Origin of the sequence: Roseomonas alba (assembly GCF_019430885.1) — a bacterium.
Classification (GTDB): domain Bacteria; phylum Pseudomonadota; class Alphaproteobacteria; order Acetobacterales; family Acetobacteraceae; genus Neoroseomonas; species Neoroseomonas alba.
In genome coordinates this window covers 118,520-136,723 of the sequence record NZ_JAHYBZ010000012.1, presented here as the reverse complement: position 1 = coordinate 136,723, position 18,204 = coordinate 118,520, and the positions used below count along the sequence as shown (strand labels likewise).

Annotated in this window: 15 protein-coding genes; 5 read left to right on the top strand and 10 right to left on the bottom strand. The window is 67.9% G+C overall.

Going from position 1 to position 18,204, the window contains the following annotated elements; genetic code table 11:
* Position 1: 1 nt before the first annotated feature.
* Positions 2–454 (top strand): hypothetical protein, encoded by a 453-nt coding sequence (locus KPL78_RS27310; RefSeq protein ID WP_219766363.1) that lies wholly within the window; start codon positions 2–4, stop codon positions 452–454.
* On the opposite strand, the gene KPL78_RS27305 is transcribed toward KPL78_RS27310, so the two are convergent.
* The 10 genes from KPL78_RS27305 to KPL78_RS27260 all read right to left on the bottom strand — a co-directional run bounded on the left by KPL78_RS27305 (position 414) and on the right by KPL78_RS27260 (position 12,886).
* Complete coding sequence (locus KPL78_RS27305; RefSeq protein ID WP_219766361.1) at positions 414–2,381, bottom strand: acetyl/propionyl/methylcrotonyl-CoA carboxylase subunit alpha; 1,968 nt, start codon at positions 2,379–2,381, stop codon at positions 414–416. The genes KPL78_RS27310 and KPL78_RS27305 overlap by 41 nt on opposite strands.
* Entirely contained in the window at positions 2,381–3,925 is a 1,545-nt protein-coding gene (locus KPL78_RS27300; RefSeq protein WP_219766393.1) for a carboxyl transferase domain-containing protein, read from the bottom strand. The genes KPL78_RS27305 and KPL78_RS27300 overlap by 1 nt, the downstream gene beginning before the upstream one ends.
* A 62-nt stretch (positions 3,926–3,987) precedes the next feature.
* Positions 3,988–5,160 (bottom strand): isovaleryl-CoA dehydrogenase, encoded by a 1,173-nt coding sequence (locus KPL78_RS27295; RefSeq protein WP_219766359.1) that lies wholly within the window; start codon positions 5,158–5,160, stop codon positions 3,988–3,990.
* A 69-nt stretch (positions 5,161–5,229) separates the two neighbouring features.
* The gene (locus tag KPL78_RS27290) at positions 5,230–6,066 is read right to left on the bottom strand and encodes an ABC transporter ATP-binding protein (protein WP_219766357.1); all 837 of its coding nucleotides are present in this window, start codon (positions 6,064–6,066) and stop codon (positions 5,230–5,232) included.
* Positions 6,066–7,352 (bottom strand): ABC transporter substrate-binding protein, encoded by a 1,287-nt coding sequence (locus tag KPL78_RS27285; protein ID WP_219766355.1) that lies wholly within the window; start codon positions 7,350–7,352, stop codon positions 6,066–6,068. Before KPL78_RS27285 ends, KPL78_RS27290 begins: the two co-directional genes overlap by 1 nt.
* A gap of 40 nt (positions 7,353–7,392) precedes the next feature.
* On the bottom strand, positions 7,393–8,457 hold the full coding sequence (locus tag KPL78_RS27280; RefSeq protein ID WP_219766353.1) for a branched-chain amino acid ABC transporter permease: 1,065 nt from the start codon (positions 8,455–8,457) through the stop codon (positions 7,393–7,395).
* A 7-nt stretch (positions 8,458–8,464) separates the two neighbouring features.
* Entirely contained in the window at positions 8,465–9,358 is an 894-nt protein-coding gene (locus tag KPL78_RS27275) for a branched-chain amino acid ABC transporter permease (RefSeq protein ID WP_219766351.1), read from the bottom strand.
* Positions 9,359–11,257 carry an AMP-binding protein gene (locus KPL78_RS27270; protein ID WP_219766349.1) on the bottom strand — a complete coding sequence of 633 codons (1,899 nt, stop codon included), beginning with the start codon at positions 11,255–11,257 and terminating at the stop codon, positions 9,359–9,361.
* Positions 11,254–12,063, bottom strand: a complete 810-nt coding sequence (locus tag KPL78_RS27265) for an ABC transporter ATP-binding protein (protein ID WP_219766347.1) — start codon at positions 12,061–12,063, stop codon at positions 11,254–11,256. The genes KPL78_RS27270 and KPL78_RS27265 overlap by 4 nt, the downstream gene beginning before the upstream one ends.
* Positions 12,064–12,145: 82 nt before the next feature.
* Positions 12,146–12,886: a glycerophosphodiester phosphodiesterase family protein gene (locus tag KPL78_RS27260; protein ID WP_219766345.1), complete on the bottom strand. Its 741-nt coding sequence runs from the start codon at positions 12,884–12,886 to the stop codon at positions 12,146–12,148.
* Positions 12,887–13,030: 144 nt separating this feature from the next.
* On the opposite strand from KPL78_RS27260, the gene KPL78_RS27255 reads away from it, so the two are divergent.
* The 4 genes from KPL78_RS27255 to KPL78_RS27240 all read left to right on the top strand — a co-directional run bounded on the left by KPL78_RS27255 (position 13,031) and on the right by KPL78_RS27240 (position 18,165).
* Complete coding sequence (locus KPL78_RS27255) at positions 13,031–14,098, top strand: TRAP transporter substrate-binding protein (RefSeq protein ID WP_369412880.1); 1,068 nt, start codon at positions 13,031–13,033, stop codon at positions 14,096–14,098.
* Between the two features lie 3 nt (positions 14,099–14,101).
* Positions 14,102–17,002, top strand: a complete 2,901-nt coding sequence (locus tag KPL78_RS27250) for an ATP-binding protein (protein ID WP_219766343.1) — start codon at positions 14,102–14,104, stop codon at positions 17,000–17,002.
* A gap of 72 nt (positions 17,003–17,074) precedes the next feature.
* Positions 17,075–17,953 (top strand): alpha/beta fold hydrolase, encoded by an 879-nt coding sequence (locus KPL78_RS27245; RefSeq protein WP_219766341.1) that lies wholly within the window; start codon positions 17,075–17,077, stop codon positions 17,951–17,953.
* Complete coding sequence (locus KPL78_RS27240) at positions 17,950–18,165, top strand: hypothetical protein (RefSeq protein ID WP_219766339.1); 216 nt, start codon at positions 17,950–17,952, stop codon at positions 18,163–18,165. The genes KPL78_RS27245 and KPL78_RS27240 overlap by 4 nt, the downstream gene beginning before the upstream one ends.
* Positions 18,166–18,204: the final 39 nt, after the last annotated feature.

Below are 18,204 nucleotides of genomic sequence, written 5' to 3'. Positions count from 1 at the left end.
CATGTCCGTCAGTGGACTGCCCGACTGGCCCTGGGCCGGCACGCCGGCGGAAGACCTGCCGACGGCCGAGCGTCTCCTGCTCGACGCGCTGCGCGCCTGGCATCGCGGAGAACCGCCCCTGCCCGCCGCCATGATGGTGCTGGCGACGGAAGATGCCGGGGCAGCCGCAGCTCCCCTGGATGCCTTGCTGCGCGCCGCGCCAATCGCGGCCGGGTGCCCGCTCTGCCCCCAGATCGCGCCGCAGGAAGCCGCACTGCTGTTGGCCTGCGCCCTGGCCCAGCGCGGCGCGCGCAGCGAGGCGCTGGCCGCCCTGCTGCGCCTCGTCCCGCTGCGCGACGCCTATGCCGCCATGCCTGCGGCCATCCATCTCGGCTGCGCGCTACGCCGCACCGGTTTGCTGTTGCGCAACCCGATCAGGGAGGCGTTGCGTCCGCGTCCGGCGGCGCGAGGGTGACGATCTCCGTCCCCTCCTCCACACTGTCGCCCTCGGCACAGCCGACATGGGCGACGATGCCCTCGGCCGGGGCGGCGATGCGGATCTCTGTCTTCATCGCCTCGAGGATCGCGACGACCTGACCGCGGGCGACCCGGTCGCCGACATTCACCAGCATCTGCACGACCCGACCCGGGATCGGCGCCGAGAGCCGCCCTTCCGCCGCCGCCTCCCCGCCGCGCGGCGCATAGGCGTCGAGCAGGCGGAGCGTATAGTCCTCCCCTGCGAAGGTCAGGCTGACGACGTCCTCGTCCAGCGTGATGGGCACCGGGTGCCAGACCCCATCGACCGAGGCGCGTTGCCCGAGCGAGAGATCCGCTGCGACGCGGATGGGCGGAGCGTCGTCCACGATGGCCTCGACCACGCCGCGCCGGTTGTGCAGCAGGATGCGACGGATGGCGGCCTCGTCGCGCACCAGGATCAGGTCCTCGGCCGCGCCGAAGAGGCGAAAGCCCTCGACCCGATCCCAGGGCGAGGACCCGCCGCGCGGCCCAGCGCGATAGACCGCGGCAAAGGCCGCGAGCGCGGCCGCTGGCGCCTCCCGCGGCGGCGGGATCAGCGCTTCCGCGTGGCGTGCCGCGAAGCCGGTGTCGAGTTCCCCCGCCCGCATCGCCGGATGCGCCACGAGCCGGCGCAGGAAGCCGAGATTGGTCGTCAGGCCGCCAAGCTGTGTCTCGCCCAGGGCCTGGGACAATGCCCCGAACGCCGCAGCACGGTCCTGTCCCGGAGCGACGATCTTCGCAATCATGGGGTCGTAATAGGGCGTGATGCTGTCCCCGGCGCGCACGCCCGTATCGACGCGCACCCCGCCCGGCGGCGAGAAATGCCGCAACGTCCCGACCGAAGGCCGGTAGTCCGCCGCCGGGTCCTCGGCATAGAGCCGCACCTCCACGGCGTGTCCCACAGGGTCGGGCGGCCAATCGTCGGGCAACGCCTCACCCGCTGCGACCCGAAGCTGCCATTCGACCAGATCGAGGCCGGTGATCATCTCCGTCACCGGATGTTCGACCTGCAGCCGCGTGTTCATTTCCATGAAGAAGGCGTCTTCGCCTTCGACGATGAACTCGACCGTGCCGGCATTGACGTAGCCGACCGCACGTGCCGCGGCGACGGCCGCCGCATGCAGGCGCTCACGCAAGGCCGGTGACAGATCCGGCGCCGGCGCTTCCTCCAGCACCTTCTGGTGGCGCCGCTGCACCGAGCAGTCGCGCGTGTGCAGATGCACGGCACGGCCATGCCGATCCGCGAAGACCTGCACCTCCACATGCCGCGGCTTCTGCAGGTAGCGCTCCAGCAGCACGCGGTCGTCGCCGAAGGCCGAGCGCGCCTCGCGCCGCGCACCGGCAAGCTCGTCGAGGAAATCCGCAGCGCTGTAGACCGGGCGCATGCCCTTGCCGCCGCCCCCGGCGCTCGCCTTGATCAGCACGGGAAAGCCGATGCGCGCGGCCTCGGTCGCGAGGCGCTCCTCGGACTGATCCTCGCCATGATAGCCGGGCACCACGGGCACGCCGGCCGCCACCATCAGCGCCTTCGATTCCGCCTTGCTGCCCATGGCGCGGATCGCCGCAGCGGGCGGCCCGACGAAGACGATGCCGGCCGCCTTGCAGGCCTCGGCAAAATCCGCATTCTCGGACAGGAAGCCATAGCCCGGATGGATCGCCTCGGCGCCCGCCGCGCGCGCGACTGCGATGATATGGTCACCGCGAAGATAGGAATCCCGCGCCAAGGCCGGGCCGATCGGATGCGCCTCGTCGGCCAGCGCGACATGCAGCGCGCCGGCATCGGCCTCGCTGAACACGGCGATGCAACGGATGCCCATGCGCTGCGCGGTGCGGATGATGCGGCAGGCGATCTCGCCCCGGTTGGCGATCAGAAGACTGCGGAACATCACATGCGGAACACGCCGAAGCGCGTCTCCTCGATCGGGGCGTTCAGGGAAGCAGCCATCGCCAGGCCGAGCACATCCCGCGTATCAGCCGGGTCGATGATGCCGTCATCCCAGAGCCGCGCAGTCGCGTAATAGGGATCGCCCTCGCGCTCGTACTTCTCCCGGATCGGCGCCTTGAACGCCGCCTCGGCCTCGGTGCTCCAGTTTTCGCCGCGCGCCTCGATGTTGTCCCGCCGCAGCGTCGCGAGCACGCTCGCCGCCTGCTCCCCGCCCATCACGGAGATGCGTGAATTCGGCCAGGTGAACAGGAAGCGAGGCGAATAGGCCCGACCGCACATGCCGTAATTCCCGGCGCCGAAGGACCCGCCGGTGATGACGGTGAATTTCGGCACATTCGCGCAGGCGACCGCGGTGACCAGCTTCGCCCCGTCCTTGGCGATGCCGCCGGCCTCGTATTTCCGTCCCACCATGAATCCCGCGATGTTCTGCAGGAACAGCAGCGGAATGCCGCGCTGGCAGCAAAGTTCGACGAAATGCGCCCCCTTCTGCGCGGATTCCGAAAAGAGGATGCCGTTATTCGCCAGGATGCCGACCGGCATGCCCCAGATGCGCGCGAAGCCACAGACGAGCGTCGTGCCGTAGCGGTGCTTGAACTCGTCGAGCTCGGACCCGTCGACGATACGGGCGATGATCTCCCGTGCGTCGACCGGCGTGCGCAGATCGGGGGGGATGATCCCATGCAGTTCGGCCGGGTCATGACGCGGCGGCGCGGCGGCGCGGACATCCAGCGACGCGCGCGGCCCCGCACCGAGATTCGCGACGATCCGCCGCACGATGCCGAGCGCATGCATGTCGTCCGCGGCGAAATGGTCCGCCACGCCCGACAGCCGCGTGTGGACATCGGCGCCGCCGAGATCCTCCGCGCTCACCACCTCACCCGTCGCGGCCTTCACCAGCGGCGGCCCGGCGAGGAAGATCGTGCCCTGCTCGCGCACGATCACCGCCTCATCGCACATGGCGGGAACATAGGCGCCGCCGGCCGTGCAGGACCCCATCACCGAGGCGATCTGCGGAATGCCTGCCCCCGACATCCGCGCCTGGTTGAAGAAGATCCGACCGAAATGGTCGCGGTCGGGGAAGATCTCGTCCTGGTTCGGCAGGTTCGCCCCGCCGGAATCGACCAGGTAGATGCAGGGCAGGCGGTTCTGGGTCGCGATCTCCTGCGCCCGCAGATGCTTCTTCACCGTGATGGGGTAGTAGGTGCCGCCCTTCACCGTCGCATCATTGGCGACGATCACGCATTCCCGGCCCGAGATCCGGCCGATGCCTGTGATCATCCCGGCGCCAGGGACTTCCCCACCATACATGCCATAGGCGGCGAGCGGCGACAGTTCGAGGAACGGCGCCCCACGGTCGAGCAGCCGTTCCACACGTTCCCGCGGCAGCAGCTTGCCGCGCGCAACGTGCCTCTGGCGCGCAGCTTCAGGCCCGCCGACGGAGGCCTCCGCCGCGCGCGCACCCAGCGTCTCGAGCATCCCGCGCATCGTCGCCGCATTGGCGCGGAAGGCCTCCGAGCGCGTATCGACGGAGGAAGAAAGGATGTGGCTCACGCGGTCTCCCGGAACAGCTCGCGCCCGATCAGCATGCGGCGGATCTCGCTGGTACCGGCGCCGATTTCGTACAGCTTGGCATCGCGCAGCAGGCGGCCCGGCGCATTCTCATTGATATAGCCGTTGCCGCCGAGGATCTGGATCGCATCCAGCGCCGCCTTGGTTGCCGCCTCCGCCGCGAAGAGAATCGCCCCCGCCGCATCCTTGCGCGTCGTCTTGCCCTGGTCGCAGGCGCGCGCCACGGCATAGACATAGGCCCGGCAGGCATTGAGCGTGGTGTACATGTCGGCGAGCTTGGCCTGGATGAGCTGGAACTCGCCGATCGCCTGGCCGAACTGCTTGCGTTCATGGACATAGGGCACGACCAGGTCGAGGCATGCCTGCAGGATGCCGAGCGGACCCGCCGCCAGCACGGCGCGTTCGTAGTCCAGGCCGGACATCAGCACCCGCACGCCACCACCCACTTGCCCGAGGACATTCTCCTCCGGAACCTCGCATTCCTCGAAGACGAGTTCACTGGTGGGCGACCCGCGCATGCCGAGCTTGTCGAGCTTCTGCGCCGGTCGGAAGCCCTTGAAGTCGCGCTCGACGATGAAGGCGGTGATACCCTTCGGGCCGGCGGCCGGGTCGGTCTTGGCATAGACGACCATCGTCTCCGCGTAATGCGCGTTGGTGATCCACATCTTCGTGCCGTTCAGCACGTAGCGGTCGCCCCGCTTGTCAGCGCGGAGCCGCATGGAGACGACGTCGCTGCCTGCGCCCGGCTCGCTCATCGCCAGCGCGCCGAGATGTTCGCCGGAAATCAGCTTGGGCAGGTAGCGCCGCTTCTGGTCTTCGCTGCCGTTGCGGCGGATCTGGTTCACGCAGAGGTTGGAATGCGCGCCATAGGACAGCCCCACTGAGGCCGAGGCGCGGCTGACCTCCTCCATCGCCACGCAATGGGCGACGTAGCCCATGTTCGACCCGCCATACTCCTCTTCGACCGTGATGCCGTGCAGGCCGATCGCGCCCATCTCGGGCCAGAGGTGGCGGGGGAACTCATCCGTGCGGTCGATCTCGGCGGCAATCGGGGCGATGCGCTCCGCCGCGAAGGACCGGACCGTGTCACGCAGCATGTCCACCTCGTCACCGAGGCCGAAATCAAGGGAGGGAATCTGGTTCGCGGACATCGGGCACCTCGCCATCAGGATCGGCCAGGCTGGCGCCGTCGCCAAGAGCCTGTCGCAGCGTCGCCGGGACTACAGCCAACGCTTCCGCCGCTTGTAGGATTTCAGGTTGCGGAACGACTTCCGCTCGGCGCCATGGCCGCCGAGATAGAACTCCTTCACGTCCTCATTCTCCGCCAGGGCCGCCGCCGCGCCGTCGAGCACGACCTTCCCCTGTTCCATGACATATCCATAGGAGGCGACGGACAAGGCCATGCGCGCATTCTGTTCCACCAGCAGGATGGTGATGCCGAGGTCGCGATTAAGCCGCCGGATGATCCCGAAGACCTCCTTCACCAGCAGCGGCGAAAGGCCCATGGAGGGTTCGTCCATCAGGATCAGCCGCGGCCGCGCCATCAGGGCACGCCCAATGGCGAGCATCTGCTGCTCCCCGCCCGAGAGATAGCCCGCAAGTCCGGTGCGCTCGCGCAGACGGGGGAAGTAGTCGAACACCATGTCGATGTCGCGCCTGACGTCTCCGTCCGTGCGGGTGAAGGCGCCCAGGCGCAGATTCTCGATGCAGGTCATGTCCGAGACGATCCGCCGCCCCTCCATCACCTGGAAGATGCCACGGCGGACGATGCGATCGGGCACGATGCCGTCGATGCGCTCGCCATCGAACAGGATCTCGCCTCGGGTGACCTCGCCTTCCTCCGTGCGCAGCAGGCCCGAGATCGCCTTCAGCGTGGTCGACTTCCCCGCGCCATTGGCGCCGAGCAGGGCGACGATCTCGCCCTTCGGCACCGACAGCGACAGGCCGCGCAGCACGAGGATGACCTCGTTGTACACCACCTCGATGTTCTTCACCTCGAGGAGCGGCGCGGGGGGCATCCCCCGCACCGTCGATGCGGGCGCGGCCGTCTCGCTCATCACCAGCCGAGCCAGTCGGCCCGGCGGGGCAGGTTGATGGTCGCGACGGGCTGCAGCGCCATGGTGCCGGCCGCCATCAGCTCCTGCACGCTGCCCTGCGACGTGTTGCCGCTGACCTGCGCGCGATAGAGCGCGACGCGCATCGTCCCGCGATGATCCTGCGCGGTGAAGGTGGACGGCGCGCAGACCCCGTCGAAGCCGCGCGGAACCCAGTCCTGTCGGGCGTAGAAGCCGTTGCGGATGCGCTCGCCGGTGATCTGGCCGCCACCTTCCGCGGCGGTCTCCATCGCCTCGACCATCAGCATCGCCGCGCAGGCGCCGGCCAGGTAGTGTACCGGCCGATAGGCATTGCCGGACTGGTCGGAAACCCGGCTGATGGCGCGCATCGTCTCCATTCCTGGCGCCGAGGCACCCCAGACGGAAGCCGTGCGCACCGGGAAAACCACGCCATTCGCCGCCGTGCCGGCCGCCTTCATGGCGTTCTCATCCATGCCCCAGACATTGCCGAGAAACTGCACCTGCACCCCGACCGTCTGGCAGGCGCGCAGCACGGAGATGTTCGACCCGGCCGTATTGCCGAGATAGGCATAGTTCGCGCCCTGGTTCTTCAGCGTGAGGCACTGCGCGGTGTAGTCGCCCGGCGTCAGCGCGAACTGGATCGCCGGCAGCACCTCGAAGCCGAGCTCGCGCGCCAGCGCCTCCCCAGCCTCCTTCGGGCTGTTCGGATAGGGGTGGTTGGCACCCATATGGACGTAGCGCGGACGACCCTGCTGGCCGCGCGCCTTCCAGTCCTCGGCAGCCCATTGCAGCATGCCGCGCAACGCGTCGGAGTAGGACGGGCCGTAGAAGAAGTTGAACGGCGCAGGTTCCACGCCCTGCCGGCGCGAAGTGCCGCCGGCATCGGTCAGCGCCGCCGAGTAGGACCCGGAAATGTAGGGGATGCGGTCGCGCGTCACGAAGCGCACCAGGGCCTCGGTATCCGCCGTGCCCCAGCCCTGGATCGCCACGACGCGCTCGCGCTGCGCCCAGGACTGGTATTGGCTGACGGCGCGCGGGGCCTGGTAGCCATAGTCAAAGCCCGACACGGCCAACCGTCGCCCGGCCACACCGCCCCGCGTCTGGTTCACCCAGGCGAGCGTGTCGGCGACTCCCTGGCCGTAGGGCACCCCGACGTCAGAGGTCGCGCCGGAATTGTCCATCAGATGTCCGACCGGGATCGGCGCCTGGGCCAGCGCCGGCGTCGCGACCATCAGCGCGCCGGCGATCAGGGAAAGCGGAAGCCTCATGAACGTATCCTCCTGGGTTCGTGCGGGCCGTTGACCGGCCTCAATGCGAGAAGGGGTAGAGTTTCCAATACGCCTTGATCAAGCGCCATCGATGGGCGAGGCCATCGGGCTCGAAGATCAGGAACAGAATGATCGCCGCGCCGATCGCCATCTCCCGCAGGAAGGAGATCGAGGCTCCGATCCGCAGAATCCGGTCGATCATCCCGCCGGCCAGCAGATCGGCGCCGGACTGCACCACCTCCGGCAACAGCACCATGAAGGCCGCGCCCATCAGGCTGCCCATCACCGAACCCAGCCCGCCGATGATGACCATCGCGAGGAACTGGATCGAGTAGAGGATGTTGAACGCCTCGACGCTGACGAAGAGCAGGTAGTGCGCATAGAGCGCACCGCCGATGCCGGCGTAGAAGGCGGCGATGCCGAAGGACAGGGTGCGGTAGTAAGCGAGGTTGATGCCCATCATCTCGGCGGAAAGGTAATGGTCCCGCACCGCGATCAGCGCCCGTCCGTCCCGGGTGCGCATCAGGTTCGCCGCGGCGACGAACAGCAGCACCAGATGGGCAAGGACGATATAGAAATAGGTCTCCTCGCGGTCGAAGCGCAGGCCGAACAGCTCATAGGGTTCGGTAACGCGACCGGCCACGCCGCCCGAGAACCAGCGCGCCCGGGCGAAGAAGTCTTCAAGGATGAACTGCGCCGCCAGCGTCGCGATGGCGAGGTACAGGCCCTTCAGCCGCGCCGCCGGCGCACCGAAGACCAGGCCGACTACGGCCGTCATGACCCCCGCGCCCCAGATGGCCAGCGGCACCGGAACATGGTGCTCGGCCAGCAGTGCCGAGGAGAAGGCTCCGAAGCCGAAGAAGGCCGCATGGCCGATCGAGATCTGCCCGGTGAAGCCGACCAGGATGTTCAGCCCCAGCGCGGCGATGGCGCTGTAGCCAATGGTGATCAGCAGGCCGAGCTCATACCGCCCCAGGGCCAGCGGTGCCGCGCACAGCAGCACCAGCCCCGCCAGCGTGGCGACACGCGACCCGAAAGTCGGGAAGATGGTCGTATCGGCGCGGTAGCTGGTTCGGAAATCCCCGGCCGGGGTCATCGTGGCCATGATGCCGTCAGACCCTTTCGATATTGCGCGTGCCGAACAGGCCGTAGGGCTTGATCAGCAGGATCAGGATCAGCGCGTAGAAGGGCGCGATCTGATACATGTTCCCCCAGTTGAGCCATTCGGCATCGACATACTGGGCGACATTCTCCAGCACCCCGACGATCAGCCCGCCCAGCACCGCGCCCACGATGGAATCGAGCCCGCCCAGGATGACCGCGGGAAACACCTTGATGCCGTAGAAGGACAGCGCCGAGGACACGCCATTCACCACCCCGACCACCACGCCCGCCACGGCCGATACCACGGCCGAGATCGCCCAGGACATCGCGAAGACGCGCGGCACGGACACACCCAGCGACTGCGCCACCTGCTGGTCGAAAGCCGTCGCCCGCATCGCCAGCCCATGCTTGGAATAGGTGAAGAACCACCAGAAGCCGAGCATGATCAGCGCCGAGACGCCGAGGCTCGCCAGATAGACCGACTGGACCTCCAACCCCAGGACGCGCACGCGCTCGACAGCGAAGATCGGTGGGAATGGCTGAGCGAAGACGCCGAAGATCCACTTCATCAGCGCCTGAAAGAAGATCGACAGGCCGACGGTCGCCATGATGACGCTGATCACCGGCTCCCCGATCAGCGGACGCAGCACGATGACCTGCAACAGCATGCCGAAAGCGGTCATGAAGGCGAGAGTGACCAGGAATCCCGCCCAGAACGGGATCGGCCAGGTCGTCAGCAGCCACCAGCACACCCAGGCGCCGACCAGCAGGAACTCGCCCTGAGCGAAATTCACCACCTGCGACGCCTTGTAGATCAGTACGAAGGACATCGCGACGACGCCATAGAGTGCGCCCACGATCAGCCCGTTCAGCACGAGCTGGAACAGCAAGGTGGTATCCATTCAGGCTTTCTCCGCCTCGGTCGCCGCCATGCGCGCCACCCGCAGCACCGTACGGATCCGCTGCTTCGTGCCATCCTGGAACGCGATGGCGGTATCGACGGGAATGGCCTCCTCGCCGGCGTAGATGGCTTCGATGATGTCGCCGTATTTCCGGTTGATCACGCCGCGGCGAACCTTGCGGGTGCGCGTCAGCTCCTCGTCGTCGGCGTCCAGCTCCTTGTAGAGCAGCAGGAAGTCGCGGATGCGCTGCGCCGGCGGCAGGGAGGCATTCACCTTCGCGACCTCCTCGCGAATCTTGTCCAGCACTTCCGGCCGCGCAGACAGGTCCGAATAGGTCGTGAAGGCGATGCGGTTGCGCTCGGCCCATTTGCTGACGATGGGAAAGCGGATGCAGATGATCGCCGCGAGATGCGGACGCTGGTCGCCGAGGATCACCGCCTCGGCCACGAAGGGGCTGAACTTCAGCTTGTTCTCGATGAACTGGGGAGAAAAGCGGTCTCCCCGGCTGGTCGTCGCGATGTCGCGGATGCGGTCGATGACCACGAGCTGCCCGGCGGCATTGTAGTATCCCGCATCGCCGGTATGCAGCCATCCGTCGCGCAGATCGGGCGTCTCGTCGACGCCGAGATAGCCGGAGAACATGTTGGGATGGCGCGTGACGATCTCGCCGACGCCATTGGCGTCGGGGCTGTCGATACGCAACTCGACATCCGGCCCGAAGGTGACACCGACCGTGTCGAAATCGACCTCGCCCGGCCGGTGCAGCGTATAGGCGCCGAGCAGTTCGGTCTGCCCGTAGAGCTGGCGCAGCGGCACGCCCATCGCCTGGAAGAACCGGAAGGTCTCCGGCCCCAGCGCCGCACCACCCGTGGCGGCCGACCGCAACCGCGTGAATCCGAGCCGGTCCCGCAGCGCCCGGAACAGCAGCGCATCCGCCACGGTCGATCGCCCGCCCGCATCCAGGGCGGTGAGGCCCATGCGCATCCCCGCCTCGAAGGCCCGCTGCTTGAAGGGAGAGGCGTCCATCACCCGCGCCCGGACATCGGCCGCGATCCCTTCCCACACCCGGGGCGCGAACAGCACGAAGGTCGGCGCGATCTCGCGGAAATCGGCCATCATCGTCTCGGGTTCCTCGACGAAGTTGACCTTCATGCGCGCGATCAGGCCCCAGCCCAGGACGTAGATCTGCTCCATGATCCAGGGCAGCGGCAGCACGGACACATACTCGTCCTCCGGCCCCTTGGGATCGACGGCGAGATAGGCCTCGCAATGCCGCACCAGCGCCCGCCCCGTGAGCTGCGCCAGCTTCGGCCTCGCCGTGGTGCCAGAGGTGGTGCAGAGGATGGCGATGTCCTCGCCCGTCGTCGCATCGACCAGCCGGTCCCAGGCCGCCGGATTGGCGGCCGCTGTCTCGGCCCCGCTCCGCAGCACGGCCTCCAGGGGCAGCAGCCGCGGGTCGGCGTATTTGCGCATGCCGCGCGGATCGCAGAAGACGATGTGCCGCAGCGATGGCACCTGCTCCGACACGTTCAGCAGCTTATCGACCTGTTCCTCATCCTCGGCGATGACGGCGCTCGCTCCACTGAATGACAGGAGATAGGCGACCTCCTCATCCAGCGCATCGCGATAGATCCCAAGCGAGCGCGCCCGCAGCGCATGGGCTGCGATCTCCCCCATGACCCAGTCCGGGCGGTTGTCCCCGATCAACCCTACGACATCGCCCGTGCCGACCCCGATCGACCGCAGCCCGAGCGCCAGGTCGCGCGTGCGTGTCGCCACGTCCGCCCAGCGTAGCGACCGCCAGATGCCGAACTCCTTCTCCCGCATCGCGATATCGCCGCCATGATCGCGGGCATTGCGGCGCAAAAGGCGCGGGAGCGTGTCCTCGGCGATATTCATGCCGGAACCGGCTCGCCCTCGACCAGGTCATCCGCCTCCCCGAGATAGGCGCGTCTCACATGCGGATCGGCGAGCACGGCCTCCGGCGTCCCCTCGGCGATCTTTCGGCCGAAATCCAGCACCATGACGCGGTGGCTGATGTCCATCACGACGCCCATGTCGTGCTCGATCATGAGCACCGTCATGCCCCATTCCTCGTTGAGGTCGACGATGAAGCGGGCCATGTCCTCCTTCTCCTCGAGGTTCATGCCCGCCATGGGCTCGTCGAGCAGGATCAGCCGCGGCTTCAGCGCGACGGCACGCGCCAGTTCGACCCGCTTGCGCAGTCCATAGGACAGCGTCCCGGCAGTCGCCTTGCGCACATGCTGGATCTCGAGGAAGTCGATGATCTCCTCGACCTCGCGCCGATGGGCGAGTTCCTCGGTCTGGGCGCCGCCCACCCAATAGACCATCCCGCGCAGGAAGCCCGTGCGAAGCAAGTGATGGCGGCCGACCATGATGTTGTCGAGCACGCTCATATGCCCGAACAGCGCCAGGTTCTGGAAGGTGCGCCCGATGCCCAGCGCTGCGCGGCGATTGGGCCGCAAACCCGTCACGTCGCGCCCCTCGAGCAGAATGCGTCCCTCGGTCGGCCGATAGCGGCCCGAGATACAGTTGACCATCGAGGTCTTGCCCGCACCGTTCGGCCCGATGATGGAGAAGATCTCCCCCCGCCCCACGGAGAAGGAGACATCGGTCAGCGCCCTGACCCCGCCGAAGCGCAGGCTGATCCTGTCGGCCTCGAGGACAGCCGGATCCCCAGCCACCTTGGCGCGCCCTCCCTTGTTCGTTCTGGACGCAGGTTAGGTGTGCGGGCAGCAGCCTGGCAACAACGACGCGCGGCGGGGACTATCCCCGCAGCGCGATGGCGAGCGGCGGATCGTCGGTCGCCAGCAGGTCGACGCCCAGCCCCAGCATGCGCCGGATCGAAGCCTCGTGATTCGCCCCCCACACCGAGATGCCGACCCCCGCGGCACGCAGCGCTGCGCAGGCCTCCGCATCCAGCAGCGATTCGTGGACCCCCACTTCGGGAAAGGCGTAGGCCGTGGCGACCGCGATCGTGCCCGTCAGCCCCAGGGACTGCCACGTCTTGCGCTCGAGCAGCCAGGCGACGCCGGCGACGCCGCCCATCGCAGCGACCTCGGCCATGGTCGGCGCGTCAAACCCGATGATCCAACTCCGGCGCCGCAGCCCCGAGCGGTCGAGTTCCCCCAGCACCCGGGCCACGAGCCCCGGATAGGGCCGGCCCTCGACATCCTCCTTGATCTCGATCCGCGGCGCGACGGGTGACTCCCGGTACAGCGCCAGCATCTCGGCCAGCCGCGGCACCGTCTCCCCGCCACCGCCCTTCAGCCGCACGCGGGACAGCTCGGCGGCCGTGAAAGCGACGACACGGCCGGAGCCATCCGTCGTCCGGTCGAGCGTCGCGTCATGCATCACGATGGCTTCGCCGTCGGCCGAAGCGTGGACATCGCACTCCGACTGCTCCAACGCCAGGCCAGCCGTCGCCCGAAAGGCTGCCAGCCCGTTCTCGGGCCAAAGGAAAGAACCACCACGATGGCTGGCGATCGCACAAACATGCCGAGTCATGGAATGCTGTCCATACGTTTAAACGTGACCCGTCCAGATTCCCGGAAGGGGTGTGGTTCTTTGGGAGAGACTGTGACACTCTTCGCCGAAGAGTGGCAAATTCCGGAGAGCCTGCACGCTCAGGAGGCAGAATTGTTGCGATCAGTGCTTCGGCCCATCCTCCCACTGCTGCTCCTGCCTGTCATTATGGTCCTCACGGCAGCCCATGCGGCCGCGCAGCAGGCGACGGCGCAGGAACCCCTGCGCCTGAAGATCGTCGGCGGCCTCGCGGATGTCAGCCAGTATGTCCGTTATGAGGAACCCTTCTGGCGCCAGCACCTGGCGGAGGCGTCGGGCGGCCGCATCCAGGCTGAGATCGCGCCCTTCGACCGCAGCGGCATCCGCGCGCAGGAAATGCTGGCGCTGATGCGCCTCGGCGTCGTGCCCTTCGGCACGGTGTTGCTCGCCGTCGTCAGTAACGAGGAACCAGAGTTCAACGCCGTCGACCTGCCCGCGGTCAATCCGGACATGGCGACGCTGCGCCGTACGGTGGCGGCCTATCGCCCGCACCTCGAGGAGCTGCTCGCCGAGCGTTACGATGTCGAACTCCTCGCCATCTACACCTATCCGGCGCAGGTCGTCTTCTGCCGCGACCGGTTCACCGGGCTGTCGGACCTGGCCGGACGGCGCATCCGCACATCCTCGGTCGGACAGTCGGAGATGTTTGCCGCCCTCGGTGCCACGCCGGTGGTGATCCCGTTTGGAGAGACGCTCGCGGCGGTGCGTTCGGGCGTCGTCGACTGCGCCGTGACCGGAACGCTCTCGGCCAACGCAATCGGCCTGCATGAGCTGACCCCTTACATGCACAGCATGGCCATCACGTGGGGATTATCGGTCTTCGGCGCGAACCGCGCCGCCTGGAATGGCCTGCCCGAATGGGCACGCACGCTCATCCGGCGCGAAGTGGGCACGCTTGAGCGCCAGATCTGGGACGCGGTAGAGACTGAAACGGTCGATGGCTTCGCCTGCAACGCCGGGCTGCCAAGCTGCACGACCGGCCGCCGCGGGCAGGCGACCATCATCCCCGTCTCGGCCGCGGACCAGGACCGGCGCATCCGTCTGCTGACCGAGACCGTCCTGCCCGGCTGGGTCCGTCGTTGTGGCGAACCCTGCGTCGACGCCTGGAACAGCCGGCTGGCCCCGGAAGTCGGGGTCTCGGCGCGCCTCGACTGACCGATGCAGAATACGCTGTTCCTTCGCCGGGCCATTTTCTTCGGCGCGATCCTTCTGCTGCTCGCGCAGATGGTTGCGACGCTGATGATCATTGGCCGCGCGCGGGAGGCACAGGTCCGCGCTGCGGAAGATACTGTCGAGCGCATCAGCCTCGCGACCGAGACCTCGATCAACCGGGCCTTCGTGCAGGTGGACGCGATGCTGGCGGGCCTGCCCGCCATCCTCGTGCACTTCGCCCAGAACGGGCAGCTCGACATGGCCGTGGTCAACCGCGTGCTGCGTCAGCTCAACAATCAGAACTTCACCTATCGCGACATCCTTCTGCTCGGCCCCAACGGCCTGCCGGTCGCGACCGCCTTACCGGTCTCTCGCCGCCGGCGGCTGCCTCTGCCGGTGGAAACGGGCTTCTCGGAACTCGCCGAACGCGGTGGTGGCGTGTCGATCGGCGGCCCGATCCAGAATCCCTCGACGGGCGAATGGACGCTCTTCTTCGCGCGTAACGTCACGATCGTCGGCATTGGGGCCGTCCTCGCGGTCGCCGAGGTCCCTGTCCCATCCGTCCGCGCGCTGCTGAGCGCCGCCGGCGAGAGCCCTGGCCTGCGCACGACGCTGGAACGGGATGACGGCGCCCTGCTCGCCACGGTGCCGCATGACGAAACGCGGATAGGGCAGCGCCTCGAACCGACGGCGCGCACCATGGGCATCGGCGCGGACGCCACGATGACCGTCAGCCGTTTCAGCGGGCGACCGGTCTTCGCCTCGGTCCGGCCGACTCTCTACCCGACGCTGCTGATCACGACGACGATCGACGTCGATGCCGCGCTGGGCGGCTGGTATCGCGACCGCGTCAGGGCCTTCGCCGTGTCGAGCGTCCTGGGCATGGTGATTATCGTCATCGCGTTGGTCCTGATGATCATGCTGCGGCAGCGTGACAAGGCGGAGTCGGAACGCGCCCGCGCGCGGCGGACGCTCGAAAATGCGTTGGAATCCATGTCCGACGGTTTCGTCATGTTCGACGCCGAGGACCGGCTGATCGCCTGCAACAGCCGCTACAAGGATTTCTACAAGATCAGCGCACCCTTCATCCAACCGGGCACGAGCTTCGACGAGATCATGCGCGAAGGCGCAAAACGCGGGCAGTATCCCCAGGCCGGCGCCGACATCGAAGCCTTCGTCACTGAGAGCAAGGCCTTCCATCTGAGCAATCAGCCGCCGATGGAACGGCTTCTCCCCGATGGCCGCTGGGTGCTGATCACGGAGCGGCGCACACCGGATGGGGGCACTGTCGGCATCCGCACCGATATCACGGTGCTCAAGCGCGCCATGCAGGAGCTCGCGACCGCACGCGACGCCGCCGCAGCGGCGGGCGAGGCCAAGAGCCGCTTCCTCGCCCGCGTCTCCCACGAGTTGCGGACGCCGCTGAATGGCGTGCTCGGCTTCGCTCAGGTGCTGCTGCAGGATCCGCGCCTCGAGCCGGAACAGCGCGAACAGGTCAAGACACTGCATGAGGCCGGACGCCATCTTCTGGACCTGGTGAACAGCCTGCTCGACCTGTCGAAGATCGAAGCGGGGCGCCTCGACCTCGCACCGCGCCGCGTGGCGCTACGCCCGCTGCTGGAAGGCTGCGCGACGTTGCTCGCGCCCGAGATCGCCCGGAAGGCACTGTCCTTCCATCTCGACCTCGACCCTGCCTTGCCGGAGGCTGCCGAGCTAGACCCGACGCGGCTGCGGCAGTTGCTGCTGAACCTGCTGTCCAACGCCGTGAAGTTCACGCCCGCGAGCGGCCGCGTGGACCTGCGCGTACAATGCGTCGGCGAGGCCCGTCTCCGGGTCGAGGTGCAGGACACCGGACCAGGCGTGCCCGCCGAGAAGCGTCACCTGCTGTTCGAGGATTTCGTCCAGCTCGATCCGCATGGCCTTGCCGAAGGCCAGGGCACAGGCCTCGGCCTCGCGATTTCAGCGCGCCTCATCGCCCTGATGGATGGTGAGATCGGCTGCGTGGAACCCCCGGGCGGCGGCGCCGTCTTCTGGTTCGAGATCCCGCTGCGGCGTGTCGTTCTGCCCGATGTAGAGGACGAAGCCCCGAAGCAGGCCGTTGCCTCGCGACAGGACGACGCACTGCTGCGGCTTCTGGTCGTGGATGATGTGTTGGCCAACCGCCAGATCGCCCAGGCCATGCTGCGCAGCGCCGGCCACGAGGTCGAGGTTGCCGAGGATGGCCCCTCCGCCTTGCGTGCGCTGGCGAACGGGGTTGCTTTCGACGCGGTGCTCATGGATCTTCAGATGCCGGGGATGGACGGTTTCGAGGCCACGCGCCGCATCCGGGCGTTGCCTCCCCCCGCCGGCACCGTGCCGGTGATCGCTCTGACAGCCTCGGCATTGCCGGATCAGATCGACGCGACGCGACGGGCCGGTATGGATGCACATTTGGCGAAGCCGATCGATCGATCGGCGCTGCTGCAACTCCTCAGGACCCTCCCCGCACGTGAGGTGGAGGCGCCTGTCGAAACGGTCGAGGCCCCGGCCATGGAACCCTACATCGATGCTACGACGCTCGACCTGCTCGAGCGCGAACTGGGCCACGCCGCCCATGGAATCCTTGCTGAATTCGTCGGAGAGGTACGGCGCGCCCTGTCGCTGCTGACCAATGCCTCGGCCGCCGAGAAATCCGATGCCGGGCATGTCCAGCATGCCGCGCACCGACTCGTGGGGGCCGCCCGCACCCTCGGTGCGACGCGCCTCGGCAGCGAGGCCGACGCCCTGCAACGCGCCGCCCGCGGCGGCGATCCGTCGCCAGACCTGCAGGCCGCCGTGATCGCTGTGGCCAAGGCGACGCTACCGGAACTCGAACGGCGCTTGGGCGTCGAAGGCGTCCTGCCGGTCCAAAGCCTGCCGGCCGCCTGACGCCCCCCCCCCCGCTGGACCGATCCGCCGCCTGGCCTAGGATGGGGCGGTCCAAGGGTTGACGGTGTTCGCATGGATTATGGGGAGTGGGTTGCCAATCCGGCGCGGGACGAGCCGCATGCTGCCCTCAGAGGTGTGGCCGCGACGGCGCAGCGGACGGAGACGCCTTGCGGCGACGGTACGATGGTCTGGCGCCGCTGGGGTGCGGGACGACCGCTGGTGCTGCTGCATGGTGGGTCCGGATCCTGGCGGCACTGGTTACGCAACATCCCGGTCTTTGCACGGGATCGGCTGGTGATCTGCGCCGACCTGCCAGGGCTCGGCGACAGCGCCATGCCGCCCATGCCGGCCACGCCGGAGACAATCGCCCCGATACTGGCGGAGGGCTTGCGATACGTTCTTCCGGCGGGCGAGGGCTATGATCTGGCAGGCTTTTCCTTCGGGGCGCTCTGCGCGGGTCACCTGGCCGCTGTCGACCGCGATCACTGCCGGTCCCTGACCATTGTCGGCGCGGGCGCGCTGGGCTTCCCACGCTCCACAACGGAAATGGCGAAGGTCCGTCATCTGGAAGGCGCGGCGCGCGAGGACGCGAACCGCCACAACCTCGCCGCCCTGATGTTCGCGGATGCAACGCGGATCGACGAAGTTGCCCTCGCCATGCAGGATCTCCATACCCGCCGTGCCCGCTTCAAGAGCCGCGGCTGGGCAACAACAGATCTGCTGAAGCAGGCGCTGCTGCGCGGCCGCGGACCGCTCTCGGCCATCTATGGCGACCTCGATGCCATTGCCCGCCCGCATGTCGACCTCCGCCTCGACCTGGTGCGCAGCCTGCGACCGGGTGCGACGGCGGAGAGCATTCCCGGCGCCGGCCATTGGGTAGCCTACGAAGCGCCCGATGAGTTCAATGCCGCCCTGGGGCGCATCCTGGCACGCGTGGCAGCCGACGCGTGACCAAACCCGCCCGCGCGCAGCCCACGCGCGCGGCGACCTTGCGGGGCATAGCCTGGATGGCGCTGTCGGGGCTGCTCTTCTGCCTGCTGAACGCGATCGCAGAGCGGCTGTCGCAGGAAGTCTACCCCCTCCCGACGCAGTTCCTGCGCCATGTCGCCGGCTTGGTCGTGCTCCTGCCCTTCATGGCGCGCACGGGCCTGGCCACTTCGTGACCGCATGACCTCGGTGGCCAGGACTGACGCGGCCTTGTG